Genomic DNA, 25,990 nt, shown 5'->3' on the forward strand with positions numbered 1-25,990 from the left:
TGGAAATCCGTGGGTCTTTGAGGCGGTGCATGTGGCACGAAGGGCGCGAGTTTGCCACACGGGCGGACACCGTCTCGGCGCGTTCACTGACACAAGCTGGGCCGTGGCCTGCCCAGAATCGCATCAAGCCAAACACTCGGAGAAAAGCATATGCGCGGACGTCTCATCCTCATCATTGTCCTGAGCGCGCTCGCGTTCGGATTCGCAGGCCTGAACTGGTCGGAAGTCACCCGCACCGCCCCCTTGAGCTTCGGCCTGGTGGTGAGCGAAGGCTCGGTGGGCCTCGTGCTTCTGACACTGCTGGCAGTCACGCTGATCTGCTTTCTGATTTCCAGTGGCGCGCAGGAAACCCGTCACCAGATCGACTACGGCAAGAACCAGCGCACCTTGCAGGTCCAGCGCGATCTCGCCGACAAAGCTGAAACCTCGCGTTACATAGAACTTCAAAAACAGCTCGAAGCGATGAGTCAATCGCTGGCTACGCGTCTGCGCGACATCGAAACCCGTATCGATGATCGCGTCACAAGGGTGCAGGGTGTCCCCGTCGCCACAACTTACGACCCGGACGCAACCCGGCCTCACGTCAAACTGTAAGCGCCTGGGTCACGGCCTGGCTCGTCGAGTGCCGCGGGCTGATCGTCCAGCGAATCTGGGTCATCTGGGTCGCGCGCCGTTAACGTGATGGGCTCAGAGGCGACAAACACTGGCGTCAACTCAATCTGCCTGAACTCGCGCGCTGCATCGGCGCGAATTTGCAGCGCGTTTTGCAGCCCCGGCCGCGCAAGGTTCATTGCCTGTTGCGCATCGCCCAGCTCGATGCCGCGCCGTACGTGTTGCCGCAAGTTGGACCGCGCCTGGCACCAGGCCACCCAGCACATCGCATTGCACAGCAACGTCAATGCACACATGCTGTTGTAGACCAGGGCGCCGGCATGTTCTTCCGGGCTTGACGCGATGGCCGCGCCAATAAACCCCGGGATCGCGGTTATCACCAACCATGCCGTCAACACCTTCAGCAACTGGACGTCGTTATGGGCGGGGTTGTGCATGATTCGGTCGGCGGTTGTGAAGAAATCGAGCCGCACACGCAATCCCTGATCCAGTCGCGGCGCATAGTCACGCATTGCCTGCGTCGCCACACGATGGGCCGCCAGGTAAGTCATTGCAGGATGGCTGGCTCTGATGACCGCGAGAACCTGACGACTCGACGCTTCGAAACGCTGGAGGTCCGTTGCCGACAGAAAGCGCGACACATGCAGGACAGCGTCTTGCGGAAAGTGAAAGGCCTGCGCAGCACGGCAACGGGCTGCCGTATGCACAACGACTTCGGTGAGCGCATCTCGGTCGGCATCATCCTGGGTTTGCGGGCTGGAGATATCCGACGCGCTCAATGCGCAAAGCTGTGATCCGGGGACCAGCGGCCAGTGAGCCTGCCTGCCCAGGTGCAACGTCGTCGGTTGTTGAAGTTGCTCTGGCCGCTCGTCAACAGTCCCCGTTGAGGGTAATTTGCTGCTTTTGCGAATAGGTGCCTGATTGCCGATCATGTGTGCCTTGTCTGGATGACCGCAGCGTAAGGCGTGCATCGCAATTGGCGACAAGCATCGTGGTCTCGAAGACCTCTGTCTGATCCCTGGCCGCGCTCAGCCCACGGCTTCCACCGCGCGCAGTACGTAACCCACGCGCGGAAAGTGCACATGCACAGCGCCTGTGAGCGGACCTTCACGTCGAAGCGTGTAGTGCGTACGCGTGGCTGCCATCAGCGTGCCTTCGGTGGGCTCGGGTCCGAATGATTCGGCGGTGATCGTCACGCGCGAGCCCAGCGCGATACCGTGGTCGTCCTGGAATGCACTGTCGATCAACAGGTTGGCGCCTGGTGGCAGCGGCTCCGATTTGTTGGCGACGGTGATCGCGCTCTGCGAATCGAAGGCCTCCAGGCGGCCATGACCGATGGCCGCCATGCGATCCATCCATTCGAGCACTGCCGGCGTCGCATTGAGGATGTCGGCCAGCGGCTTGACCTGCACACGCGTGTACCAAAGCGCGTGATACGCCGCAAAGTCGGCGACGCAAGGCTCGATACCGAACAGGAAGTCGTGCTCCTCGGCCATGTGCGCGATGCGGCGCAGGTACGAGCGATAGGCCGATGTCGCATCGCCGGAGCGCAGGCGAATCATGTTGGCGCTCATGGCCTTGCGGTCTTCGCCGAAAGCCTTGCCCACCTCGGGCGGTGCGCTGCCGAAGACATGCGCAGCGCCCTTGGGCTGCAGGTTGTACGCCATCGCTGCCCAGAACAGCGTGGAGTCGGCCCATTGCGCAAAGACGCGCGAAACGCCCTTGAGGTGCGGCGGATACAAGGGCGGCTCGGGCTGCACGTGTTCGAGCACGTCGCAGATGAGCGCACTGTCGCAATAGATGTCGGCACCGACCTGCAGGAAAGGCGTCTTGCGATAGCCGCCCGTGAGCGTCAGCACATCGGGCTTGGGCATGATGGCGGGTATCACCACTGACTTCCATGCGAGCTTCTTGTTGCCCAGCACCAGCCGGATTTTTTCGGAGAACGGCGAGCGCGGATAGTGATGCAGGATGAGATCGGTGACGGGAGTCATTGGTTGTCTTTCTTGGTGTGTTCAGCGAGGCATCGCCCGCGCGATGATGGCGTCGAAATCGGTGGCCGCAGCTAGCGTGCCGAAGGCGTGGCCCCAATTGCCGGCCAGGCGCGAATCGCAGAATGCATTGAACACCGAAGCCGGTGCGCCCTGATGCAGCAAGGCAGCCTGCACGGCGAGCGCAACATCCTGCGCAAGCCGCCGTGCTTCGATCTCGCCGCTCAACTGCTCGATGCGCACCGGCAGCGCGGCGAGCATGCGGTCGAAAGCCGGGTGCGCGCCCCTGGCCGGTGCGAGTTCGTGCGCCAGGGCAGCAGCAACATCCGCCTTGCGAAGCGCACGCATCAGGTCCAGCGCCATGATGTTGCCTGCGCCCTCCCAGATGGAATTGAGCGGCATCTCGCGGTAGATGCGGGCCATGATGCCTTCGCCGCCCTCCTCCACGTAGCCGTTGCCGCCCAGGCACTCCATCGCCTCCTGCGCGAAGTGCGAGCCGCGCTTGCAGATCCAGAATTTGGCGATGGGGGTGAGTACGCGCGCCATGACGCGCTCATGCTCGTCGCCTGCACCATCAAAGGCGCGTGCGAGGCGAATCGCCAGTGCAGTTGCCGCTTCGGATTCGAGCGCGAGGTCGGCCAGCACATTGCGCATCAGCGGCTGGTCGATGAGGCGCTTGCCGAAAGCCTCGCGCTGCGAGCAGTGATCGAGCGCAATCGACAACGCCTGCCGCATGAGACCGCTGGTGCCCAGTGCGCAATCGAGGCGCGTCATCGTGCCCATCTCGAGAATCTGCGGAACGCCGCGGCCTTCGTCGCCCACGAGCCATGCCGTCGCCGAGTGAAACTCAACCTCGGAACTGGCATTGGCCTTGTTGCCCAGCTTGTCCTTGAGCCGCTGGATTTGGATGGCGTTGAGGCTGCCGTCGGGCAACACGCGCGGCAGGAAGAAGCATGAGAGCCCCGTTGGTGCCTGCGCGAGCACCAGGAACGCGTCGCACATCGGGGCGGAGAAAAACCACTTGTGGCCGGTGATGCGAAAACGCTGGCCCCAGTCGTCCTGACCCTCGGCGACGGCCAGCGTGGTGTTCGCGCGCACGTCCGAGCCGCCCTGCTTTTCGGTCATGCCCATGCCCATCGTCAGGCCGGACTTGTTGCTCCACAACCTGAGGGATGGGTCGTAGGCGCGGCTGGTGAGCCGGGGCGCCAGGTCCTTGAAGATGGCAGCGTTGCCGCGCAAGGCAGGCATCACCGCGTAGGTCATGGAGATCGGGCAGAGGATGGACGGCTCAAGCTCGGTAAACAGCATGAACCCGGCCGCGCGCAGCGTATGGCCGTGCGTACCCGCATGCAGCCCCGCCCCCACCGCAGCTTCCATCAGCGCGTGATAGCTGGGATGAAACTCGACACGATCCACTCGCCTGCCGAACCGGTCGTGCGACTGCAGTTGTGGCGGGTTGACGTTGGCGAGCCGCGCATGCGCCTGCATGTCCGCACTCCCGAGCTTGCGGCCCAAGGCCGAAAGCTCGGCCGTATCGAGCGACGGCGCATTGAACTTCAACGCATCGCGCAGCGCCTGGTTGCTATCAAACAGGTTGTAGTCCACCAGCGGCTGCGGCTGGTTGGTGACTTCGTGCGTGCTGTGCATGCTTTGTCTCCTGTGCGCACTTTAACGGCAACAGGGCCAACGGCATCACCTTCACGGTCAATCCCCAAGCAACTCCTGCTTCAAGGCCTGCAGTGCCGGCGTCTGCGGTTGGGTCCTGCGAATTGCAGGCATGAGCTGTTCCCTGAAAAGCGCTCTGGCAAATGACTTTGAATCGCTTTTGTTTTTGCGCGATGGAGTCTTCAAGCCATGGTAGATCCTGTCAAACGCGTTGAGCTGGGACTTTTGATCGGGCAGATGCGAAATCTCCCTGATGAGAGCGTAAAAACGGCCAGCGGTCTCGATGCTTTTCTTTTTGGCCTCACCTGACGCAAACTCGGCCAGGCAGTATTCGAGTTCCAGGTTCAAGGCCAGAGGCAGGCCGCCCTGCGGTTCGCGCGGGTACATCAATTGCAGTTCAGCGGCAGCGGGCGGTGGCGGTGGAATTTCGTCGTCCATTTCCGGAAGCACTGCGATGCCATCGATCAACCCACGCGCGGAAAGCTGGACCTGCACAAGCGATGACGGCGCGGCGCCAGCCGGCGGGACCGGATCTTCTTCATAGCAAGGTGGAGGCTCGTACGGCGGCGGATCACTTTCGCGCCTGACATCTGCGGCTCGTGATCCGGAATTGAGCAACTGCTCGCTATGTGGGACCGGAGGAACCGGGCGGGCGCTGTTTCGGGCCGATTCAAGCTTCATGATTTCCTTTCGTGGGGTTCTAAAGTGACGCCAGACCCATGTGTCAACGGTCTAGTTAAATAGCATTGTCTTCGTAACTTTATAGATCCAAAGGTTCAAATAACTGCACAGGCGTGTAGCGGCATTCAGCAGGGTGGAACCTTCTGGCTCGGGCTGTTCCCTAGGGTGTGGGGGGTACGACAGCTCAACGAGCAATTCCGGAGTTCCACGCATGAAGGTTTCTTCAAATCAAGCGCCCCGACCGCCTTCGCGGCCGGCGCCGACCCGCCCCACGACCATCGCGAACGCCGCCGTGAAATCCGGTGCAGAGCTCCCGTCCGGGGCTTCCCCAGTGCAAGCAGAAGAGCCGCCCCCACCCCCACCGCAGGACCACGGACCTTCCGACATGGGGCTGCATGACATGCGGCATGTCGTTGCACAAAGGTATGCGCAGGTGAGACAGGACGGACAGTTGAGGGGACGGGACACCGCATTTCCGATGGGAAACCCAGCTTGGGAGGGATGCCCAACGACTGGCGCGGGTATCGTTCCAGCCAACGACGGGAGCATCCAATGGGGATTTGTTGCGATCATGGGCGCGAGCCAGACTGGCAACACCGCCAGCATGAGCATTCAAAGATCCGTCGCCCACAAGGACACCCCTCGATTTCGGGCCGTCGTGGCCAAGTGGCTGGGCGTGAGCAAGGATCTGTCGAAGGAAGGTCTTCTCGGTGTCTTGTCAGGAAAAGCGAGTGATCCGAAGACAGCGGCCAAATACAGCATGGCGGCGCTCGAAAAACTGCTCGTTGCCAATAAGGTGCCCTTTACGGAGAAGGAGCTATAGCGGCAAAGTCCCTCAGACGCCGGATACGGCGCCTGGTTTTTGCTGTCAAACCAGCTTGACCAGCTGCTTGCCGAAGTTGCGCCCCTTCAACAGGCCCAGGAAGGCCTCGGGCGCAGCTTCGATCCCCTGCGCTACCGACTCGCGCGGACGCAGCTTGCCCGTACCCACCAGCGTGCCCAGTTCCTTGAGCGCCTCGGGCCACACTTCCATGTGCTCGCTGACGATGAAGCCCTGCAGCTTGAGGCGATTGGTGAGCAGCAATTGCGGGAATGCCATCGGCACCGGCTTGCCGTCATAGCCCGCGATCATTCCGCACAGGGCGATGCGCCCGAATGCATTCATGCGTGTCATCACCGCGTCCATCACCGCGCCGCCGACGTTCTCGAAGTAGCCGTCGATGCCATCGGGGCAAGCTTCTTTCAGCGCCTTCGACAGCGATCCCACATCCTTGTGCTGCTTGTAGTCGATGCAGGCGTCGAAGCCGAGTTCCTCGACTGCGTACTTGCACTTCTGTGCACCACCGGCAATGCCGACCGTGCGGCAGCCGCGCGCCTTTGCCAGCGCACCAAACGCGCTGCCCACGGCACCCGTGGCGGCGCTGACGACCATGGTTTCTCCTGCCTTGGGTTCGATGATCTTGACCAGGCCGTACCACGCGGTCACGCCTGGCATGCCGACCGCGCCCAGGTAATGAGACAGGGGCACATGCGTCGTGTCCACCTTGCGCAGCGCGCCGGGCTGTTCCACGTTCACAACCGAGTATTCCTGCCAGCCGCCCATGCCCACGACCTTGTCGCCCGGCTTGTATTTGTCTGACTTGCTTTCCACGATTTCACCGGCCGTGCCGCCACCCATCACCTGCCCGAGCGGCTGCGGCGCGGCGTAGCTTTTGGCGTCATTCATGCGGCCGCGCATGTAAGGGTCCAGGCTCATGAAGTGGTGCTTCACCAGTACCTGGCCGTCTTGCAGGGCCGGTGTTTCCACAGTCACGAGCTTGAAGTTGGATGCGGTCGCTTCGCCCTGCGGGCGGTTGTCCAGGTGGATCTGTTTGTTCTGGGGCATGGTGTTCTCCTGTTATCGGTATCGGTATTGGTTTCAGTCTGTCGAAATCACATTGAGCGGATTGGCGCTGGAAGGCCCGGTCGGCAATCGCTTCACGTATTTGAAAGTGCCGGTCGAGTGCGCGCAGGCACGGCCTTCGCTGTCGTAGACGGTGGCTTCAACGAATGCCATCGTCGCGGTGCGATGCATCAGCCGCCCCTTGCCCGACAGCTTGCCGCGCGACGGCTGCATGAAGGTCGTCTTCATCTCGATGGTGACCACGCCCATCTCTTTTTGCACGCTGCGCGCAGCCACGGCCATGGTCACGTCCATCAGCGTCATCACCGCACCGCCGTGCGTGACGTTGAACGAATTGAGGTGCTCGGGCCGGGTCAGGTAATCGATCTGTGACTCGCCGCCTTCAAACTTCACCAGCTCGAATCCGAGGTGGTGGACAAAGGGAATATCAACGCCGAATTCCATTGATGACCTTCTTCAGCCGCCCGTGATGACGCTGACCCCGCCATCGACCGCGATCCACTGCCCCGTGATGTGCTTGCCCGCGTCGCTGGCAAACAGGACGGTGATGCCCTTGAGGTCCTCGTCATCGCCCAGCCGCTTGAGCGGCGCGTGGCTGGCGAGCTTGTCTTGGCCGATGGTGTCGAGCGTGTGCTGCGTCATCTTGCTCGGAAAGAACCCCGGGCAGATCGCGTTCACGGTGATGTTGTACTTGCCCCATTCGCAACCGAGAGCTTCAGTGAAACTGATGACTGCGCCCTTGGACGTGTTGTAGGCCAGCGTCTGTATCTCGGGTGGATTGCCGCCCAGCCCGGCGATGGATGCGATGTTGATGATGCGGCCGTACTTGTTGGGGATCATCGACTTCTTGGCCAGATGCTGCGACAGGATGAAATAGCCGCGCACGTTCAGGTTCATGAGCTTGTCCCAGGCCTCGACCGGATGGTCTTCGGCCGGTGCCCCCCATGCAGCGCCTGCGTTGTTCACCAGGATGTGAACGTCGCCCATGCGCTCCAGCGTTTCATCGGCCAGGCGGCGAATGTCTTCTTCCTTGCCGCAATCGGCCGCGATCCAGCGCGCGTCGATGCCCGCCGACTGCAGATCGGCGACCGCCACTTCGAGGTCGGCTGCCTTGCGCGAGGTCAGCATGATGCGGGCGCCCTGCTCGCCCAGCGCGTGCGCCATCTGCAAGCCAAGCCCGCGCGAGCCGCCGGTGACGAGTGCAGTCTTGCCGGTGAGGTCGAACAGTTGCGGTGCGGTGCGAATCATTTGTCTGGGGTTCCTTGTGTTTTGTTATCGGGGATTTTGCTCTCGTCCATGCGCGACCGGACCCAGATCAGCACGACGCCTGTGACCACGAGGACGGTCCCCACCGCGATCAGTGTCCACGCGCCGGCGGGGCTGGCCTGACGCACTGCAACGCCAGTGATGGCCATGATCAGGCCGGCGTAGATGAGTATCCAGATCAGCCGCTCGATGCGTTCGATGGTTTGCGGCGCCGTCATTTAAAACGCATCCTCCGGCACATCGGCGCAGGTGGGGTCGCGCGAGACGACCACGTTGAGCCATGCGCCGATCTTGGGCAATTCGTAGCGGAAGAAAAATCGCGTCGCGGCCAGCCGTCCGACATGTGCGGGTTCGTGGGCGGCGTCGGCGGGAATCGACAACGCCACATCCAGCCATATCCACGCAATCACCATGTGACCGAAAGCCTGCATGTACGGCACGGCATTGGCCAGCGCCTCGCGCGCATCGCCGGTGGCCCATGCCGATTTGGTCGCCGAGCCGACCTGCTCCAGTGCCTTGCCCAGCGCGTTGGCGTCCTGCGCAAATTCCGGACGCTGTATGGCCCGTTCAATGGTGGCGTTGACGCGGGCAGCCAGCAGCTTCAGCCCTTCGCCACCCGACATGAGCACCTTGCGGCCCAGCAGGTCCGCAGCCTGTATGCCGTGCGTGCCTTCGTGGATCATGTTCAGGCGGTTGTCGCGCCAGTACTGCTCGACCGGAAAGTCGCGCGTGTAGCCGTAGCCGCCGTGAATCTGGATCGCCAGCGAATTCGCCTCCAGGCACCACTCGCTCGGCCAGCTCTTGGCGATCGGCGTCAGCACTTCGAGCAGCAGGCGCGCTTCGTTGGCCGAAGCGGGCTGGCCGGTGTGCTGCTCATCGACCAGGCGCGCGCAGTACAGCTCCAGTGCCAGTGCGCCTTCGCAGTAGGACTTCTGCGCGAGCAGCATGCGCTTGACGTCGGCGTGTTCGATGATGCGCACTTGCGGCTGCGCGGGGTCCTTGCCGGCGGGTCCCACCAGTCGCCCTTGCGGCCGGTTCTTCGCGTAATCGAGCGATGCGTGATAGCCCGCCATGCCCAGCATCGTCGCGGCCATGCCGACACCGATGCGGGCCTCGTTCATCATGTGGAACATGCACGACAGGCCCTCGTGCGGACGACCCACCAGGTAGCCGATGGCGCCAGGGGTTCCGTACTTGCCTTCGCCAAAGTTGAGCAAGGTATTGGTTGTGCCGCGCCATCCCAGCTTGTGGTTCAAGCCTGCCAGCGCCACATCGTTGCGCTCACCGGTCAGTTGCCCATCGGTATCGACCATGCGCTTGGGCACGATGAAAAGCGAGATCCCCCGAGTCCCCGGAATCAGCTTGCCATCGGGCCCCGGAATCTTCGCCAGCACCAGATGAATGATGTTCTCGGTGAGTTCATGCTCGCCCGCCGAGATCCACATCTTGTTGCCCTTGATGCGGTAGCGCGGCCCGAGCGGATCACTCTCGAAGTCAGCGCCATCGGGCACGGCGCGCGTCACGATGTCGGACAGCGATGACCCCGCCTGCGGCTCCGACAGGCACATCGTCCCCGACCATCGACCCGAAAATTCATTGAGCGCAAATACCTTCTTTTGCAGCTCGGTGCCATGCACCATCAAGAGGTTCGCATTGCCCACGGTGAGCATGCCCGAGCCCATGCTGACCGACGCCATCGCAAAAAAAGTATGAGCCGCCGACTCGACGGTGTACGGCAACTGCATGCCGCCAATGTCGTAGTCCTGCGCGGCGCTGAGCATGCCCGATGCGGCGAATGCGTCGTAGGCGTCCTTCGACGCCTTGGGCAGGATCACCTTCTCGCCGTCAAAGCGCGGCTCTTCGTTGTCCAGGGTGCGATTGAACGGCGCGTACTTTTCGCGCGCGATGCGCTCGCAGGTGTCGAACACCGCATCGAAGGTTTCACGCGAGTGATCGGCGAACCGGCTGCGAGCGGTCAGCTCATCGGCGTCGAGCCATTCGTAGAGAAGAAAAGCGAGCGTTTGGCGAAGACCCATGACGATGCGGTGCGCTTGGCGTTTGCTGAGATAGCGCAGCATACGCCAGCGACCCGCAGCCGGATGTCAATCATGCGACGCCACCGGCCGCGCCAGGCCTTGTCAGGCCGCCTCGCGCTCCAGAAAGCTGGCGTCACGCAAATCTTGCTCCAGGTTGCCCAGGCCCCAAATGAAAGCCGCTTTCACTTTGTCATCCGCCATCTTCAGTGAGAAGTCCAGCTCGCGCTTCACCTCGCGAGCGGCGCCCTGGACGAATCGGGCGATTTGCTCTTGCGAGCTCAGCGCATTGCGCACGCCGGTCATGTAGCTCAACAGGGTGGGGGTATGTCCATTGAGCAGCGCGAAATACAGGCCGGGGGTTTGACTGTCGTCCCGGGCCGCGACGATTTCCTGAAGCTGCGCCGGTTCCAGTCCGAGCGTGAGCAGTGCCTCCATGAACTTGCGAACGGCCTCTGCATTCCCCCGTGCGAGCGCGTGGTACAAGCCGCAGACCCTGAGTTCGCACCTGGCGGCAGCGATGGTCGCAAGCTGTGAGCGCGTGAAGCCGCGAAGCGCGGTGAGGTTCTTCATGAACGTTCCGATCACACGGGCATGTCCGTTCACCAGCGCGTGATAGAGGCCGTCGCCCAGGCGTTGAGCTGCAGCATCGCTGCTGAAGGGCCAGGGGCCCTGCCCCAGGTTTGAAAGGCACTTTTCTACTTCCCACGCGTTGCCGTCCGCAATCGCCTGGCACAGGCTCACGAATTGATCCAACGCGTCGGCCGCCACGAACGCGCCTGCGCAGCTGCGCGCCATCCAGGCGTCGTCCACCGCGAGCGACAGCACTTGCGGCGCATCGGAATCCTGCACGCTGTCGAAATGATCGAAGTCGAGTCGGGCCAGATGCTCGGGCAGCAGCGACAGATGATGGATATTGCCGGTGACGCCCGGATCGTAGTGGCCCACCCAGATGCGTCCGTTCGACTCTCGCCTGAGAAACAGGCGCATCGAATGCGACTCACGCGCCAGCCATCCCACGTAAAACGAACAGGCCTGTCCCGGTTCCAGGCGAAGCGCGAGGCGCTGCACCAGTGCGCCGAATCGGTCGCGGCTGAAATTGATGGTGGGCGCAACCGCAGCGTGACTCGCGTAACGCGCCTCGAGCGCATCGCGATCAAGGCCCGTCACATCGCTGCAAGTGATCCGGCGCAGGAACTGCTTGGTTGGCATCGCATCGGTCCCCGCGGCCGCCTGCTGCAAGTGCCGGCACTCCAGAACCTTTGCATTGGATGCGACGAGTTCACAGTTGCGATCTTCGAGGCTGTAACGCGTGCCGGCATAAAAGTACGGTACCCGCAGATGCCGGCCGTGGTCGTCATGCAAGCCATGCTTTTCGCACTTGAATTCCCAGTGGTCATCGTCAAGTTCGCGGCGCTCGCGCAGCAACTCCTGGACGTCCTCGCACATCGGTCCAGGCGCAAGTTCGAAGCCCGCCTCCAGATGGCACAGGGCGAGCGCCGCCTGCTGGCCGGGTTCGGCTGTCGCGCCGTGCCCGAGCAGGTCTGCCACTGCTTGCCGGACATTGCTGTTGACGTACAGGATGCGCTTGACCTGCTCGGGATGGTGCAGGGCGTGTGTCAGACAGAGCGACGCGACTTGCGCGGCCTGTTCGTCGTCAACCTGCCTGCATTCAAGCAGGGTGGATTTTCGCGAACAGATGAGGTCCTCCCAGGAATCCTCTCGCCATGCCCTTCGGGCCGTGGTGATGGATTTGGGTGGTGCCGTGGAGACCGGAGAGCGAGGAGCGTTGGTGACGCTGGAGGGAGTTACTACGGGTGATGGTGAAACGGAACGCGTGTGAAACCGGACTTGCATTTTCTTCTTGGGTGATGAACAACAGCGCACTTGGTAACCGTGCGCGCTGTATCTATCCCCAGGAATGCCATCTCAAGACGATGGTCTGCACCCGCCGCGGCAAGTCATGGATTGCGGGTCGAGCCCGCAATGACAGACACCGCCCGCTTTAGAGGACTTCGAACACCCCTGCCGCGCCCATGCCGCCACCGATGCACATCGTCACGCAGACCTTCTTCGCACCACGTCGCTTGCCTTCGATCAGGGCGTGGCCCGTCAGGCGCTGACCCGACACACCATATGGATGGCCCAGCGCAATCGCGCCGCCGTTCACATTGAGCCTGTCGTTCGGAATGCCCAGCGTGTCGCGGCTGTAAATCACCTGCACCGCGAAGGCTTCGTTCAGTTCCCACAGGTCGATGTCATCCACCGTCAGGCCGAGCTTCTTCAAGACCTTGGGCACGGCAAACACAGGGCCAATGCCCATCTCGTCAGGCTCGCAACCCGCGACCGCGAAGCCCAGGAACCGGCCGATCGGCTTCAAGTTGTTCCGGGCAGCGTATTGCTCGCTCACCACGACGCAGGCACCCGCGCCGTCGGAGAACTGGCTCGCGTTGCCCGCCGTGACGACACCGCCTGGAAGCGCCGGGCGAATGCCACTGATGCCTTCCTTGGTCGTGCCTTCGCGCGTGCCTTCGTCCTTGCTGCAGGTCACTTCCTTGGTGCGCAGACCCATCACCGCGTCGGCCACACCGGCCTTGACAGTGATCGGGGCGATTTCGTCATCGAAGCGCCCTGCTGCTTGTGCCGCGCAGGCCTTCTGCTGGCTGGCAGCGCCGTACTCGTCCATCACATCGCGGCCGATGTTGTAGCGCTTGGCGACCTGCTCGGCGGTCTGCAGCATCGACCAGTAGATCTCGGGCTTCATCTTGTCGAGGTCGGGGTCCTTCATCATGTGCGTGTTCATTTCCTGCTGCACGCAGGAGATGCTCTCGACACCACCGGCCACAAAAACCTCGGCCTCACCCGCAATCACGCGTTGCGCTGCCAGTGCAATCGTCTGCAGGCCCGACGAACAGAAGCGATTGACCGTGACGCCCGACACCGTGATCGGCAGGCCGGCCATCAGCGCGATCTGGCGCGCGATATTCGCACCGGTGGCGCCTTCGGGGTTGGCGCATCCCATGATGACGTCCTCGACCTCAGCGCCGTCGATGCCTGCGCGCATCAGTGCGTGCTTGACGGCGTGGCCGCCCAGCGTCGCGCCGTGGGTCATGTTGAAAGCGCCCTTCCAGCTTTTGGCCAGGGGTGTGCGGGCGGTAGAGACGATGACTGCATTGCTCATTTGAAATTCCTTGAATGGGGTTGCTGGCTCGGATCAGCTGAACGATTTGCCTTCGGCGGCCAGGCGCGCCAGCAGCGGTGCGGGCTCCCAGAAGCTCGCGTCGTCGCGCGGGTTCTGCTGGAAACGCTTCATTGCCTGCACGACGTTGAACAGGCCCACCTGGTCGGCGTAGAGCATGGGGCCGCCGCGGTGCATCGGGAAGCCATAGCCGGTGAGGTACACCATGTCGATATCGCTGGCACGCGATGCAATGCCGTCTTCGACGATATGCGCGCCTTCATTGACCAGCGAGAACACCAGGCGCTGCACGATTTCTTCATCGGAAATTTTGCGCGGCGTGATGCCGAGTTCCTTGCGATGGTCCTCGATCATCTTGTTGACCAGCTCCGACGGGATCGCATCGCGCTTGCCCGCCTGGTAGTCGTACCAGCCTGCTCCGGTCTTCTGGCCGAAGCGGCCCAGTTCGCACAGCTTGTCGGCGGTGCGGCTGTAGAGCATGTTGGGCCGCTCCAGCGCACGCCGCTTGCGGATCGCCCAGCCGATGTCGTTGCCGGCCAGGTCACCCATGCGAAACGGACCCATCGCGAAGCCGAATTTTTCGATCGCCCTGTCCACCTGCTGCGGCGTTGCGCCCTCGTCCAGCAAAAAGCCCGCCTGGCGGCTGTACTGCTCGATCATGCGGTTACCGATGAAGCCATCGCAGACGCCCGAGACGACGGCCGTCTTCTTGATCTTCTTGGCAACCGACATCACGGTGGCCATCACGTCCTTGCCGGTCTTGGCACCGCGAACGACTTCCAGCAGACGCATCACGTTGGCGGGGCTGAAGAAGTGCAGGCCCACCACGTCCTGCGGACGCTTGGTGAAAGACGCGATCTTGTCCACGTCGAGGGTCGAGGTGTTGGAAGCCAGGATCGCACCTGGCTTCATCACTTCGTCGAGCTTCTCGAACACCTTCTGCTTGACGCCCATCTCTTCGAACACCGCCTCGATCACGAGGTCCGCGTCTTTCAGGTCGTTGTAGTCGAGCGTGGTGGTGAGCAGCGCCATGCGCTGGTCGTACTTGTCCTGCTTGAGCTTGCCCTTTTTCAGCTGCGACTCGTAGTTCTTGCGAATGGTCGCAAGGCCTCGGTCGAGCGCTTCCTGCTTCATCTCGAGCATCTTGACGGGGATGCCGGCATTGAGGAAGTTCATCGCGATGCCACCGCCCATCGTGCCCGCACCGATCACGGCGACGGTCTTGATCTCGCGCTGCGGCGTGTCTTCCGGCACATCCGGAATCTTGGAGGCTGCGCGCTCGGCCACGAACAGGTGACGCAGTGCGCGGCTCTCGGGCGTGAACATCAGCGCGGTGAAAATTTCGCGCTCATAAGCCATGCCGTCGTCGAACTTCTTTTGGGTCGAGGCTTCGACCGCATCCACGCACTTCTCGGGCGCGGGGAAATTCTTCGACATGCCCTTGACCATGTTGCGGGCGAACTGGAAGTAGGCGTCGCCCAGCGGGTGGCTGGACGGCAGGTTGCGCACCAGCGGCAAGGGACGCGCGTCGGCGACCGAGCGGGCATAGGCCAGCGCTTCTTCAGCGAGGGCTTCTGGCGATGAGGCCATCTTGTCGAACAGTTTCTGGCCGGGTTGCTGCGCGAGCAATTCGCTCTTGACCGGCTCACCGCTCACGATCATGTTCAGTGCCGTCTCGACGCCCAGAACACGCGGCAGGCGCATGGTGCCGCCCGCGCCGGGGATCAGGCCCAGCTTGACTTCAGGCAGCGCGATGTTGGTGCCGGGCGCGGCAATGCGGTAGTGGCAGCCGAGCGCCAGCTCCAGGCCGCCGCCCATGGCCACGCTGTGCATGGCAGCCACGATGGGCTTGGGCGATGCTTCGAGCGCGAGGATGACCGACAGCAGGTTGGGTTCTGCGGTGGCCTTGGGCGAGCCGAACTCCTTGATGTCCGCGCCGCCCGAGAACGCCTTGCCGGCGCCGGTGATGACGATGGACTTGACGGCAGGATCGGCAATGGCTTTCGACAAGCCGTCGGTGATGCCGACGCGGGTGGCGTAACCCAGGCCATTGACAGGCGGGTTGTTCATCGTGATCACGGCGACATCGCCATGAACCTTGTATTCAGCGGTCATGCTGTTTGTCCTTGAATTGAGAGAGATGTTCGGGTGAACAGCCAGAAAAAGAACGGTCGTTCGATTTTGGATTGTAGGCAACTTATGTTGCGCCGGAACAGGCGATGTCGCGACAGGGACAACCCGGGAAGTGAAACGGTCACTGGCGACGGTACCGGTGCGCTCCACTCACCGACGCTCAACAAAGCCTGAGCATCTGCCCGATGCCAGACATTCATCCTTATAATTCTTTTGTACTACCAAAAAGAGACTGAATCGTAGATTCGGCAAGAAGATCTCGCTTCAGACGAATGCATTGTTGACCTCTTCGGGCACTGCTGCGTTCGACGAAATTCAAACCAACCCGATATCCCTTGATGAACATTTCCCGAACCGGCGGCGCCGCCCTGGTGATGCACATACCCGTCACGCAGCCTGTTGCAGCAGATCCCGAACCGCTGACCACCGACGAGCAAAACCTGCTGAAAACCATACGCGGCCTCGCGTCCACGGGTCAAAGCGGCGACCTGTGGGCTGCACTCAGCGCCGCAGGCGGATTCAAAAGACAGGCCAACGCCAAGTTCCGGGCACTGGCCGCCGAATTGATCGGCGTCATACCCGACAGGGCAATCGTCAACGACGGTACAGTCTGGCCGCACCTGGCGCAGTGCGTGGTCAACATTTCCGACTCCGAATCGATGGGCCGTCTGGTTGCTGCGCTGCTTCGCCGGGACGGCCGGGCTGTTGATGTTGCCATCGAGCTCATCGCAGCCATGTGGAAGCACAAGCCGCATGAAGCAGACTTGCCGACGCTGACAGACCTTGTCATCGACACGGCATGCCGGGGCGAACCCACTGCCGCAAGACTCCACAAAAGCATCGACCTGGTGCGAGTGATTGAAGACCCCGACTTCAGGTCGCGGACGGCTCAACCGCTGAAACTGCAGTTGTTCGCGCGAATCGAACAGGCTGCTCGCACCGCTGCGTCCGACTCGTCAGCGGAAGTCCAGTGGCACACGCAAGATCTGGTCTCCATCCTGGACCCACGCCTTGGCCGCAACGACGAACTGGTCGAGCGCTTGTTGCAGCTGCTGCCTGGACTCCTGGAACCCCCCGTCATTGCAGGCAACCTCCGCTTTTGCCACGGCAGCGCCGGCACGGTAGATGCGTTGTGCCTGGCCGCCCTTCGCCTGGCCGATCACCACAAGGCCCGGCTGGCGCAAACGCTGCTGTCCCTTACGTTGACCAGCGGCAACCTTTTGCAAATGGCGAAGATGGTCAGGTCCATTTCGGACGAGCAGATCCGCGATGGCGTGCAGGCGGCGCTGTATCCCCAACTCGTTGCCCGGGCCCGCCCCAAGCACGCCGGCGACAGCGTCACCGCACTTTTCGCCGAAGCCATCTACATCGACCAGGGGCAACACCCCGAATTGCTGGCGCCGATGCTGCAACAAGTCATCGAGGTACTTGGCCCGGGCGAGCAGGACCGGATTGCTCTGCTCACCTTGCAGATCGATCCCGATGGACTTGTTGTGCAACCGGGCACGCAGGTCAGGGATTCACAAAACGCACGGAACCCCGATCGACTCGTGGGCGGCAGGCTTTTCTTTTACATCTCTGAGCTGGCGCAAAGGAGAGAGTTCTTGCAAGAGGCGTGCAGGCGTCGGTCCGGGCCGCAGCAGCTGGACGCAATTTCTCAGGCGCTCGGCGGGGTGCGTGACCTTGCGCTCACGACCCAAGCCTACGTCGGTACTTCCATCCATCCGTCAGATTGGCTCCGGCTGCGTGAGATGTTGGACGCCGCCCGCAACCAGGCACCTGCGCTGCAGGGCAACCCGCCGCACTGCAACGCTTAACTACCGAGATCATCCGATGAACATGTCCCGAGCCGGCTGCGCCGCCCGAGTTGTACCCATGCCTGTGAGGCAGCCTGCGGCCACTGCCGCGCAAGCGCGCACTGCTGACGATCGACCTGAGCACAAGAGTACGAGCGAAGCCGTCGACCCTGCAGAAGATGAAGCAGATCCCGAAGGACCGCCGGTCATATTCCACTACGCAGTTCCCATCGGGGAATGGGATGGGACCACCGCAGCCGACTTGATGGACGCACTTGCGATGGCGGACATTGATGCGTGGCCAGAGGATGACGACTTTCCGCCAGTGAGCAGCACGTGGCCAATGACAGGCTCATTCGCGCAGTGCTGCGCCAGGTGGGGTCCGCAATGGGCCCATGCCGTTGCCCGCATTTCCGATTCGGACCCAGAGTCGCTGCACGGTGTTGTCCGGGCATTGCTTCGCTCTGATGATCGCACCGCGCACAAGGCGGCAATCCGCCTGGTCCAAACCATGTGGTGGTATCAGCTCCATGAAAATGACTTGCCGCAGCTGACAGCAGACGTCATCAACGCTGCATGCGGGCCAAGGCCGATTGCCGGGCTGCGCTGGGTGCTGCCCGAACTATTGGCCCGCATTGACGATGCCGACATCAGGGCGCGCGCGGCTCTCCCGATGAAGCTGATGTTGCTGAGCCAAGCCGAGCAATACCAGGCGCAGGGCCATGAAACAAGCTATGACTGTTCGCCCGTCGAGCAACTGATCGAAGCGCTGGATACATGCCCCGGCGAGGACGCGGCATTGGTGGAGCGGCTGTCTCGAAAGCTGCCCGGCATCCTGGCGACCCTGAGCGGCAATTTCACAGATGATGATTTACGCCAGAGCCTGGGGATGATTCGCCTCTTTTTCCATCACCCTGCCATCGCGCTTGATTTGAAGGAGCAATTGGCGAGTGCGCTTGCGCACACGTTCTGCAGCGCGGCTCTTGAGGCACGCAGAGCCGGTTGGGGTCAGATGCACGAATTTGTCCATCTGGTCTGCTTGTCCGCCCTCTATCTGTCCTGCGACACCGGTTTGAGGCGTCTCGCGCAGGTGCTGCCAGGGTTGGCGGCCGCCGAAGACCTTCTGATGGCACCCGGCATCGTCAGGTTGATCATCGAGGAGCAAGCCCAGGACCCTGAGCAAACGGGTTTGTTGCTCGCGAAAATTCTCAAACGCTACGGGATGAGTGTCAGAGGTCAGGACGATCGGACCGACAAAACGGCTCTGCTGACCTTTCTGATCGACCCTGATGGGCTCGCAGTGCAGCCGGACACGCAGGTGAGAGATAGCCAGAACGCGCTGAACCCCGATCGGCTGGTAGGCGGCGTGCCGGTCTCTTATCTCGCTGAGCTGGCCGCGCGGAGAGAGGTCTTGCACGATGCCTGTGCGCGCCAGACGACCCCGCCACATGCCCAAGCGACCGCTGCGGCGCTACCGCAAGTCTTGGCGCTGATTTCGCAGGGCTACGTGGGCACTTCGGTGCAGATGTCCGACTGGCCCGGGTTGCTTCAAACCCTGTTCGCCGCCCGTGCAGCCATGCCAGAAATACCGTGGAGGCTTCCCAGCTTCTAGATCCCCACCCGTCGGTCAATCGCAGGAGCGACCGACTTTGAATTGCTCAGCTGTGTTGGGCAGCCCTTAACTTGCGAGATCACACTGATGAACACTTCCCGATACGCACGATTTGTACCCATGCCTTCCCCGCACCATGCAGGCGTTGCGCCTGAATCGCGGGCTGTTGACGGGCGCCCTGAGCAGAACGTAACAAGCGAAGCCGTCCACCGAGAGGAAGCACAGGCCCAGTCAGTGGTGCTCCATTTAGGGCGTGAATTTGTTGATGAATACGATGCAATTGCTGCTTCGTTGATCGAAGCCTATCCGCGAAATGGGTGCTATTGCTGGCCAGGGGTCGATGACTTTCCGCTGGTTGACGGTATTCCCTGGCCAGTTCCTGGCTTTTCTGAACAGTGCGCCTATAAATGGGGGCCGGAGTGGGCGAAGTTAATTGTCCGATTAGCAGGTATGGATTCGGTTCGTGGCGTCCTCGCAGCCCTGCTTCGCAGGGACGGCATCGCACATGAGGTAGCAAGTCTTCTGATCGAAAACTTGTGTGACTACGAGCTGCACACAGGTGATTGCCCTGAGATGGCCAAAGACGTCATCAACGCCGCGTGCGTGGCTGGGCCGTCGGTTCGACCACCCTACAGCTTGCTCCCGACGCTGCAGCGCATTCGTGATGCAGACCTCAGAACGAGCGCTGCTCGCCCCCTGAAGCTTGCGCTGTTCGGAGAAATCGACAGCTATGTGCCTCGATTGGGTGAAATGAGCTACGACTGGGTTTCCAACCTCATCTTAGTCTTGGACACCTGTCCGGACACCGACCAGGAATTGGTCCGCCGCATGTTACAAAGACTGCCCCAGATCTTGGTCACCTTGGGTTCCAACTTCTCGCATGGTGAACTACGCAAAGTAATGGGGGAGATTCGCCTCTTCTTTCATCACACTGAAGTTCCGCACGATCAGAAACAGCAGTTGGCGGGCGCAGTTGCAACGAGTTTCAGTAAGGCGGCTCGTCAGCCTGAACTTGCGAATAGACATCAATGGCGTGAATTTGCCCACGTCACCTGCCTGTCCTTTCCATACCTGTCCTCCGACGATCAAAAAGGCTCACTCGGGGAAGTTCTCCCAAGTTTTGCAGCTGGGGACGATCTGCTCCTCGTTGCCCACATGGCCAATTCGATTTCTGCGAGACAAACTCGGACTGCGGTTCAAACTGGGCTCTACCCAAAGCTCCTTGCCGCTGCGGAACACGGATCTGCTCTGGAACTTCTCACCGAAGCAATTCGAATAAGGCCCGAGAAAAATGCTAATTTGTTGCCTGAAATTCTCAAAGCCTACGGGCACCTTTTCCCCGGCAACGTCGAGGACATTGACACTGCCGCTCTACTCACCTTCCAGATCGATCCGGATGGACATGCAATCGAGCCAGGCAGTCGGGTGGAACATGACCAAACCGCGCAGGGCGTTAATGAAACGCCCATTTGCTATCCGCCTCCATTGGCCGCGCGCAGAACAGTTTTGCAGGCTGCCTGGAAGCAGGCCTTCAGCAAACAGCGAGTGGATGCGATTTGGACCACTCTAGGCGGTGAGCGCGGTGTGGCGGCGCTGACTCGCGCACACGCTGGCACTTCCGTCCATCCGTCCGACTGGCCGCACCTGCATCAAGCGTTGGTTGCCGCTAGGGCGTCGTTCCCTCAGATTCCGGTTTTTTTCCCCTAAACCCTAAACCTCCAGCCACTCCTTGCGGATATACGCATCCGCACGGAGCGTGTCTGGCGTGCCCTGGAACACGATGGAGCCATGTCCCATCACCAGGGCGCGATCTGAAATCGCCATCGCAATGGTCAGCTTCTGCTCGATCAGCAGCACCGAGATGCCCTTTTCTTTCAGCTTCTGAAGGTACTGCGCGACCAGCTCGACGATCTTGGGTGCGAGGCCTTCGGTGGGCTCATCGATGATGATCAGTTCAGGGTCGCCCATCAGCGTGCGGCACAGCGTCAGCATCTGCTGCTCGCCCCCTGACAAGACGCCCGCCTCGGTGTGCTGGCGCTCCTTCAGGCGAGGGAACATTTCGTACATATCGTCGAACGACCAGCGTCCGGTTTGCTTGGCGCTCTTTTGCCCCAGCATCAGGTTCTGGTGCACCGTCAAATTCGGAAAGATGTCGCGGTTCTCGGGCACGTAGCCGATTCCCAGATGCGCGACTTCGTAGGGCTTCATGCCCAGGGTGTGCTTGCCCTTCCAGTCCACCGTGCCGGTGCATTCGACCATGCCCATGATGGCCTTGGCAGTGGTGGAACGGCCCGAGCCGTTGCGGCCCAGAAGCGCGACGATTTCGCCCTGCCCCACATCGAAGTGAACGCCGTGCAGCACATGGCTCTTGCCGTAGAAGGCGTGGAGATTTTCGACCTTCAGCATCAATGGCTCCCTGCCGCCTGGGCGTCCGCCACATGTGAGCCGAGATAGGCCTCCTGCACGCGCTGGTTGGCCCGCACCCGCTCGGGTGTATCAAATGCAATGACCTCGCCGTAGACCACCACGGCAATCTTGTCCGCGAGGCCGAACACCACGCCCATGTCGTGTTCGACGGTCAGCAGGGTCTTGCCCACGGTGACTTCCTTGATGAGTTCGATGAAGCGGCGCGTCTCGCTCTTACTCATGCCTGCTGTCGGCTCGTCGAGCAGGATCACGTTGGCGCCGCCCGCAATCGTGATGCCGATCTCCAGCGCGCGCTGTTCTGCGTAAGTGAGGTTGATGGCCAGCACGTCGCGCTTGCGGTCGAGCTTGATCATTTCCATCAACTGCTCGGCGCGCTCGTTGGCGTCGTCCAGATCAGCCAGAAATTTCAGGAAGGTGTACTTGTAGCCCAGGCTCCACAGCACGCCGCAGCGCAGGTTCTCGAACACCGACAGCTTGGGAAAGATGTTGGTGATCTGGAAGCTGCGCGACAGCCCCATGCGGTTGATCTCGAACGGCTTCTTGCCGTCGATGCGCTGGCCGCCCAGCAGCACTTCACCGCTGGTGGGCGCGAACCGGCCGCTGATCAGGTTGAAGAGCGTGGACTTGCCCGCCCCGTTCGGCCCGATCACGGCGATGCGCTCACCCGCATCGACTGCGAGGTTCACCCCGCGAATGATCTCGGTCTTGCCGAAGCTCTTGCGCAGGTCCTTGAGTTCTAGCGCGTAGGTCATAGCGTGGTCCTCCGACGGGCCGCCCCTAGGAGGACCGAGCCCCCTTGGGGGGCAGCGCGTACACGAAGTGATAAAGCGTGGGGGTTCACAGTGACTCCCTCCGCTTCACTTCTTTCTCGATGAATTCCTGGATGTCACCCCACTGGCGAACAAAGGTCCGGCGTGCAACCTCGAACAGGCCCAGACCGGTGAACATCACGAACGCGCAGCCGAACCAGCTGTCCAGGCCATGCGCGTTGAGTTTTGCGCCCAGGAATTTCAGCTCAGGGCCGAGCGCTGCATTGAGCTTGAGGTGATAGACCATCTCGATCATTCCGGCCGCACCCAGCAGCACGATCAGCGCGGTGACCGCCAGCGCAAGGTAACTCACCCACAGCTCTTTCAAGCGCCCGAAAGCCGCTACCCGCAGGTTCATCATGATCAGGCTGGCAAAACCGCCGGGCGCATACATCACCATGAACAGGAACACCAGGCCCAGGTATAGCAGCCAGGCCTTGGTGATTTCCGACAACAGCACAAAGGCCAGCACCATCAGGATGCCGCCCAGGATGGGGCCGAAGAAGAATGTTGCGCCACCCAGAAAGGTGAACAGCAGGTACGCGCCTGAACGCGGACCGCTCACCACTTCAGACGTGACGATCTCGAAATTCAAGGCAGCCAGGCCACCCGAGATGCCCGCAAAGAACGCCGCGATGATGAACGCGATGTAGCGCACCTTCTGCGTGTCGTAGCCCACGAACTCCACCCGCTCCGGGTTGTCACGCACGGCGTTCAACATGCGGCCCAGCGGCGTGCGCGTGAACGCGAACATCAACCCGGTGCAGATGAAGGTGTAGATCGCGATCAGGTAGTACAGCTGGATCTGCGGCCCGAAGGTGATGCCCAGCGGCTTGGGTCCCGCGACGCGATTGCTGGAGATGCCGCCTTCGCCGCCGAAGAATTCGGGGAACATCAGCGACATCGCCCACACCAGCTCGCCAATGCCCAGCGTGATCATGGCGAATGGCGTCGCGGCCTTCTTGGTGGTTACCCAGCCGAAAACAACGGCGAACAACATCGACGAGATGCCGCCGACGATGGGAATCAGGCTGACGGGTATCGGCCAGTTGCCCTTGCTCACCAGGTTGAGCGTGTGGATCGCCAGGAACGAACCCAGGCCCGAATACACCGCATGGCCGAAACTGAGCATGCCGCCCTGCCCCAGAAGCATGTTGTACGACAGGCACACGATGATGGCGATGCCCATCTGGCTGAGCATCGTCTGCGAAAGGCTGCTCTTGAAAAACAGCGGCGCAACGATCAGGATGATCGCGAAGACGCCCCACACGATGAACCGCCCGACGTTGAGCGGCTTGAACTGGTAGTAGCTGACTGGCGCAGCGCTGGAAGTTGTGTTGCTCATGTTCAGCCTTCCCGCGTTCCGAGGAGGCCCTTGGGCCGGAAGATCAGGATGAGCACCAGAAACAGGTACGGCAGGATCGGTGCGATCTGGCTGATCTTGAGTTTCCACAGCGCAAAGCCGAAGGTTTGCGGCGTGATGTTCAGGCCGAACATGGAAGCCGCGCCCATCAGCGAGCTGTCAACGCCCACCGCAAATGTCTGGATGATGCCGATCCCCAGAGACGCGACGAACGCGCCAGACAGCGACCCCATGCCCCCCACCACCACCACGACGAAGATCACCGACCCCACCGTTGCCGCCATGCCGGGTTCCGTCACGAAGGCGTTGCCGCCAATGACCCCCGCAAGTCCCGCCAGCGCAGCGCCTCCGCCAAACACGAGCATGAACACGCGCGGCACGTTGTGTCCGAGCGATTCGACCGTCTCGGGGTGCGTCAGCGCTGCCTGGATCACCAGGCCGATGCGGGTGCGTGTGAGCAGCAGCCAGATGGCAATCAGCATCAGGATCGCGACCAGCATCATGAAGCCGCGATACGCCGGGAACTGCGTGCCGAAAATCGTGAAGAGCGGCCCACTGAGTTCAGCAGGCACGCGGTAGTCAACCGAACTGGTGCCCCAGACCAGCTGCACCATCTCCAGGATGATGAAAGACAGGCCGAACGTGATGAGCAGCTCGGGCACGTGACCGAACTTGTGCACACGGCGCAGGCAATATTTTTCGAACCCGGCGCCCAGGGCTGCCACCAGCAGCGGCGCGACGATCAGGGCCGGCCAGAAGCCGATCAGCTGCGTGGTCGTGTACGCAAAGTAGGCGCCCAGCATGTAGAAGCTGGCGTGCGCGAAATTGAGCACACCCATCATGCTGAAAATCAGCGTGAGGCCAGAACTCAGCATGAACAGCAGCAGCCCGTAGCTGATGCCGTTCAGGAGCGAGATGGTGAAAAACTCCATTTGCTAACCCGTTCGATTTGGGGACTCACCCCGAAGAGAAGTCGCGCAAGGCACAAAAAAGCCGGGTGGCCCTGGAAAGCGTGACCCGGCTCTGGCTGTCGGTGGTTGGCTGTCGATTGGCGGCTGTTGGGTATTGGCCGTTGGCTGTTGGCTGTCATGCCGGACTCGATCCGGCATCGACCGCGAAGCGGCGACGGCCGTCGAAGTCATGGATTGCGGATCAAGTCCGCAATGACAACCAATACCCCCATCCGCACTCTTGACTTACCCCGGCCGCTTCATCTGGCAGCTGGTCGGCGTGCTGGCCACATACGGGTCCATCTGCTTGATCGGCACGAAGGTGTAGCCGGTCTTCTCGACGCTGTACTCGCCCTTCTTGGCCTTTTGCCACTTGGTGACGAACATCGACTGTTGCAGTTGGTGATCCGATGCGCGCATCGTGACGTCGCCGGCAAAGCTCTTGAACGACAGGCCTTCCAGCGCCTTGGCAACTGCCACCGGGTTGGTCGACTTGGCCTTGGCCATCGCAGCGCCTAGCAGGTTGATGCCGTTGTAGGTGGCGAAGGTGTAGTAGTCGTCGCTGAACTTCTTGAAGAAGTCCGCGCCGATGCCGCCGATCTCGCCGGTGTGGTTCGAATGGCCGTAGGCAATGACATACACCTCGCCTTCGCCGCCGGCAGCCAGTGCAGTGGGGGTGCCGGTCACGCCCGAGTAGTAGGTGTACATCGGAATCTTCAGGCCGGCGTCGTTCATGGCCTTGACCAGCAGCGTCAGGTCGGCGCCCCAGTTGCCGGTGACGATGGTGTCGGCGCCCGATTGCTTGATCTTGGCGACGTAGGGCGAAAAGTCCTTGACCTGGCCGATCGGGTGCAGGTCTTCACCGACGATCTTCACGTCGGGACGCTTGCGGGTCATGCCTTCCTTGAAATAGCGGGCAACCTGCTGGCCGTGCGAATAGTTCTGGTTGAGCAGGTACACCTTGCTCACCTTCGGCTGGTCCTTCATGAAGGTGGTCAGCGCTTCCATCTTCATGGTGGTGTCGGCGTCCAGGCGGAAGTGCCAGTAGTCGCACTTCTCGTTGGTCAGGGCGGGATCCACAGCCGCGTAGTTCAGGTAGATGACTTCCTTGCCGGGATTGCGCTCGTTGTGCTTGGCCACGGCGTCCAGGATGGCCATGGCGGCGCCCGATCCGTTGCCTTGGGTTACGTAGCGAAAGCCCTGGTCAATGGCGGCCTTGAGCGTGTTCAGGCTTTCCTGGGGCGAGCCCTTGTTGTCGAAACCGACAACCTCGAACTTCACGCCTGCAGGGTTCTTGGCGCCAGAAAAACGCTCGGCCACGAACTGCCAGCTCTTGAGCTGGTTCTGGCCGACGTTGGCGAACGGACCCGACAGCGGGTCCATGAATGCGATGCGGACGGTCTCGCCCTTTTGTGCGAATGCTGCGCCGGATGCAGCGACGATGGCTGCAACCGCGATGGACTTCATGGCGAATTTCATTGATGTCTCCAAGTAGAACGGACAGCGGCAGGGTAGCGTTTTTGTGCGCTGCAACGCTCAGGGATTGCACC

General features: G+C 61.6%; 22 protein-coding genes. 5 read left to right on the plus strand and 17 right to left on the minus strand.

Annotated features, from left to right (window positions below):
• Positions 1 to 150: 150 nt before the first annotated feature.
• Positions 151 to 594, plus strand: a complete 444-nt coding sequence (locus AQ12_RS14600; protein ID WP_048440671.1) for a hypothetical protein — start codon at positions 151 to 153, stop codon at positions 592 to 594.
• Here AQ12_RS14600 and AQ12_RS14605 read toward each other — a convergent pair.
• From AQ12_RS14605 to AQ12_RS14620, 4 genes are all read right to left on the minus strand, one after another.
• Positions 579 to 1,544 carry a hypothetical protein gene (locus tag AQ12_RS14605; RefSeq protein ID WP_152682814.1) on the minus strand — a complete coding sequence of 322 codons (966 nt, stop codon included), beginning with the start codon at positions 1,542 to 1,544 and terminating at the stop codon, positions 579 to 581. The genes AQ12_RS14600 and AQ12_RS14605 overlap by 16 nt on opposite strands.
• A gap of 96 nt (positions 1,545 to 1,640) precedes the next feature.
• Positions 1,641 to 2,606: a glutathione S-transferase family protein gene (locus tag AQ12_RS14610; RefSeq protein ID WP_048440673.1), complete on the minus strand. Its 966-nt coding sequence runs from the start codon at positions 2,604 to 2,606 to the stop codon at positions 1,641 to 1,643.
• Positions 2,607 to 2,627: 21 nt separating this feature from the next.
• Positions 2,628 to 4,250: an isovaleryl-CoA dehydrogenase gene (locus AQ12_RS14615; RefSeq protein ID WP_048440674.1), complete on the minus strand. Its 1,623-nt coding sequence runs from the start codon at positions 4,248 to 4,250 to the stop codon at positions 2,628 to 2,630.
• Between the two features lie 57 nt (positions 4,251 to 4,307).
• Positions 4,308 to 4,949, minus strand: a complete 642-nt coding sequence (locus AQ12_RS14620) for a hypothetical protein (RefSeq protein WP_152682815.1) — start codon at positions 4,947 to 4,949, stop codon at positions 4,308 to 4,310.
• 385 nt (positions 4,950 to 5,334) lie between these two features.
• Here AQ12_RS14620 and AQ12_RS23175 point away from each other — a divergent pair, with 385 nt between their 5' ends.
• The gene (locus tag AQ12_RS23175) at positions 5,335 to 5,772 is read left to right on the plus strand and encodes a hypothetical protein (protein WP_048440676.1); all 438 of its coding nucleotides are present in this window, start codon (positions 5,335 to 5,337) and stop codon (positions 5,770 to 5,772) included.
• 45 nt (positions 5,773 to 5,817) lie between these two features.
• On the opposite strand, the gene AQ12_RS14630 is transcribed toward AQ12_RS23175, so the two are convergent.
• The 8 genes from AQ12_RS14630 to AQ12_RS14665 all read right to left on the minus strand — a co-directional run bounded on the left by AQ12_RS14630 (position 5,818) and on the right by AQ12_RS14665 (position 15,465).
• The gene (locus AQ12_RS14630; protein WP_048440677.1) at positions 5,818 to 6,834 is read right to left on the minus strand and encodes an NADP-dependent oxidoreductase; all 1,017 of its coding nucleotides are present in this window, start codon (positions 6,832 to 6,834) and stop codon (positions 5,818 to 5,820) included.
• A 33-nt stretch (positions 6,835 to 6,867) separates the two neighbouring features.
• A complete protein-coding gene (locus AQ12_RS14635) occupies positions 6,868 to 7,296 on the minus strand; it encodes a PaaI family thioesterase (RefSeq protein ID WP_048440678.1) in 429 nt (142 codons plus the stop codon).
• A 12-nt stretch (positions 7,297 to 7,308) separates the two neighbouring features.
• On the minus strand, positions 7,309 to 8,100 hold the full coding sequence (locus AQ12_RS14640) for an SDR family oxidoreductase (RefSeq protein WP_048440679.1): 792 nt from the start codon (positions 8,098 to 8,100) through the stop codon (positions 7,309 to 7,311).
• On the minus strand, positions 8,097 to 8,336 hold the full coding sequence (locus AQ12_RS14645; protein WP_048440680.1) for a hypothetical protein: 240 nt from the start codon (positions 8,334 to 8,336) through the stop codon (positions 8,097 to 8,099). Before AQ12_RS14645 ends, AQ12_RS14640 begins: the two co-directional genes overlap by 4 nt.
• Positions 8,337 to 10,154, minus strand: coding sequence for an acyl-CoA dehydrogenase (locus tag AQ12_RS14650; protein WP_048440884.1), 1,818 nt, complete (start codon positions 10,152 to 10,154; stop codon positions 8,337 to 8,339). It abuts the gene before it with no gap.
• A 102-nt stretch (positions 10,155 to 10,256) separates the two neighbouring features.
• Positions 10,257 to 11,702: a hypothetical protein gene (locus tag AQ12_RS14655; protein WP_048440681.1), complete on the minus strand. Its 1,446-nt coding sequence runs from the start codon at positions 11,700 to 11,702 to the stop codon at positions 10,257 to 10,259.
• A 454-nt stretch (positions 11,703 to 12,156) separates the two neighbouring features.
• On the minus strand, positions 12,157 to 13,332 hold the full coding sequence (locus tag AQ12_RS14660) for an acetyl-CoA C-acyltransferase (protein ID WP_048440682.1): 1,176 nt from the start codon (positions 13,330 to 13,332) through the stop codon (positions 12,157 to 12,159).
• A 33-nt stretch (positions 13,333 to 13,365) separates the two neighbouring features.
• Positions 13,366 to 15,465: a 3-hydroxyacyl-CoA dehydrogenase NAD-binding domain-containing protein gene (locus AQ12_RS14665; RefSeq protein WP_048440683.1), complete on the minus strand. Its 2,100-nt coding sequence runs from the start codon at positions 15,463 to 15,465 to the stop codon at positions 13,366 to 13,368.
• A gap of 356 nt (positions 15,466 to 15,821) precedes the next feature.
• On the opposite strand from AQ12_RS14665, the gene AQ12_RS14670 reads away from it, so the two are divergent.
• The 3 genes from AQ12_RS14670 (at position 15,822) to AQ12_RS14680 (ending at position 20,598) form a co-directional block, all read left to right on the plus strand.
• Positions 15,822 to 17,300: a hypothetical protein gene (locus AQ12_RS14670; RefSeq protein ID WP_048440684.1), complete on the plus strand. Its 1,479-nt coding sequence runs from the start codon at positions 15,822 to 15,824 to the stop codon at positions 17,298 to 17,300.
• Between the two features lie 244 nt (positions 17,301 to 17,544).
• Positions 17,545 to 18,891: a hypothetical protein gene (locus tag AQ12_RS14675; protein ID WP_152682816.1), complete on the plus strand. Its 1,347-nt coding sequence runs from the start codon at positions 17,545 to 17,547 to the stop codon at positions 18,889 to 18,891.
• Between the two features lie 120 nt (positions 18,892 to 19,011).
• Entirely contained in the window at positions 19,012 to 20,598 is a 1,587-nt protein-coding gene (locus tag AQ12_RS14680; RefSeq protein WP_152682817.1) for a hypothetical protein, read from the plus strand.
• A 3-nt stretch (positions 20,599 to 20,601) separates the two neighbouring features.
• Here AQ12_RS14680 and AQ12_RS14685 read toward each other — a convergent pair whose 3' ends face one another.
• The 5 genes from AQ12_RS14685 to AQ12_RS14705 form a co-directional block, all read right to left on the minus strand.
• A complete protein-coding gene (locus tag AQ12_RS14685; protein WP_048440687.1) occupies positions 20,602 to 21,297 on the minus strand; it encodes an ABC transporter ATP-binding protein in 696 nt (231 codons plus the stop codon).
• On the minus strand, positions 21,297 to 22,070 hold the full coding sequence (locus tag AQ12_RS14690; RefSeq protein ID WP_048440688.1) for an ABC transporter ATP-binding protein: 774 nt from the start codon (positions 22,068 to 22,070) through the stop codon (positions 21,297 to 21,299). The genes AQ12_RS14685 and AQ12_RS14690 overlap by 1 nt, the downstream gene beginning before the upstream one ends.
• An 85-nt stretch (positions 22,071 to 22,155) precedes the next feature.
• Positions 22,156 to 23,472, minus strand: coding sequence for a branched-chain amino acid ABC transporter permease (locus tag AQ12_RS14695; protein WP_048440689.1), 1,317 nt, complete (start codon positions 23,470 to 23,472; stop codon positions 22,156 to 22,158).
• 2 nt (positions 23,473 to 23,474) lie between these two features.
• Complete coding sequence (locus AQ12_RS14700; protein ID WP_048440690.1) at positions 23,475 to 24,422, minus strand: branched-chain amino acid ABC transporter permease; 948 nt, start codon at positions 24,420 to 24,422, stop codon at positions 23,475 to 23,477.
• Positions 24,423 to 24,686: 264 nt separating this feature from the next.
• On the minus strand, positions 24,687 to 25,919 hold the full coding sequence (locus AQ12_RS14705; RefSeq protein WP_048440691.1) for a branched-chain amino acid ABC transporter substrate-binding protein: 1,233 nt from the start codon (positions 25,917 to 25,919) through the stop codon (positions 24,687 to 24,689).
• Positions 25,920 to 25,990 lie beyond the last annotated feature (71 nt).

The organism is Caenimonas sp. SL110 (genome assembly GCF_001044395.1).
GTDB lineage: Bacteria > Pseudomonadota > Gammaproteobacteria > Burkholderiales > Burkholderiaceae_C > Ramlibacter.

Coding starts and splice junctions, on each gene's coding strand:
- AQ12_RS14700 (WP_048440690.1), bottom strand. CDS start 24,422: ATGGAGTTTTTCACCATCTCGCTCCTGAACGGCATCAGCTACGGGCTG.
- AQ12_RS14650 (WP_048440884.1), bottom strand. CDS start 10,154: ATGGGTCTTCGCCAAACGCTCGCTTTTCTTCTCTACGAATGGCTCGAC.
- AQ12_RS14615 (WP_048440674.1), bottom strand. CDS start 4,250: ATGCACAGCACGCACGAAGTCACCAACCAGCCGCAGCCGCTGGTGGAC.
- AQ12_RS14705 (WP_048440691.1), bottom strand. CDS start 25,919: ATGAAATTCGCCATGAAGTCCATCGCGGTTGCAGCCATCGTCGCTGCA.
- AQ12_RS14675 (WP_152682816.1), top strand. CDS start 17,545: ATGGACGCACTTGCGATGGCGGACATTGATGCGTGGCCAGAGGATGAC.
- AQ12_RS14640 (WP_048440679.1), bottom strand. CDS start 8,100: ATGATTCGCACCGCACCGCAACTGTTCGACCTCACCGGCAAGACTGCA.
- AQ12_RS14610 (WP_048440673.1), bottom strand. CDS start 2,606: ATGACTCCCGTCACCGATCTCATCCTGCATCACTATCCGCGCTCGCCG.
- AQ12_RS14665 (WP_048440683.1), bottom strand. CDS start 15,465: ATGACCGCTGAATACAAGGTTCATGGCGATGTCGCCGTGATCACGATG.
- AQ12_RS14680 (WP_152682817.1), top strand. CDS start 19,012: ATGCCTTCCCCGCACCATGCAGGCGTTGCGCCTGAATCGCGGGCTGTT.
- AQ12_RS14660 (WP_048440682.1), bottom strand. CDS start 13,332: ATGAGCAATGCAGTCATCGTCTCTACCGCCCGCACACCCCTGGCCAAA.
- AQ12_RS14695 (WP_048440689.1), bottom strand. CDS start 23,472: ATGAGCAACACAACTTCCAGCGCTGCGCCAGTCAGCTACTACCAGTTC.
- AQ12_RS14620 (WP_152682815.1), bottom strand. CDS start 4,949: ATGAAGCTTGAATCGGCCCGAAACAGCGCCCGCCCGGTTCCTCCGGTC.
- AQ12_RS14645 (WP_048440680.1), bottom strand. CDS start 8,336: ATGACGGCGCCGCAAACCATCGAACGCATCGAGCGGCTGATCTGGATA.
- AQ12_RS14600 (WP_048440671.1), top strand. CDS start 151: ATGCGCGGACGTCTCATCCTCATCATTGTCCTGAGCGCGCTCGCGTTC.
- AQ12_RS14605 (WP_152682814.1), bottom strand. CDS start 1,544: ATGATCGGCAATCAGGCACCTATTCGCAAAAGCAGCAAATTACCCTCA.
- AQ12_RS14690 (WP_048440688.1), bottom strand. CDS start 22,070: ATGACCTACGCGCTAGAACTCAAGGACCTGCGCAAGAGCTTCGGCAAG.
- AQ12_RS14635 (WP_048440678.1), bottom strand. CDS start 7,296: ATGGAATTCGGCGTTGATATTCCCTTTGTCCACCACCTCGGATTCGAG.
- AQ12_RS14630 (WP_048440677.1), bottom strand. CDS start 6,834: ATGCCCCAGAACAAACAGATCCACCTGGACAACCGCCCGCAGGGCGAA.
- AQ12_RS14685 (WP_048440687.1), bottom strand. CDS start 21,297: ATGCTGAAGGTCGAAAATCTCCACGCCTTCTACGGCAAGAGCCATGTG.
- AQ12_RS14670 (WP_048440684.1), top strand. CDS start 15,822: ATGAACATTTCCCGAACCGGCGGCGCCGCCCTGGTGATGCACATACCC.
- AQ12_RS23175 (WP_048440676.1), top strand. CDS start 5,335: ATGGGGCTGCATGACATGCGGCATGTCGTTGCACAAAGGTATGCGCAG.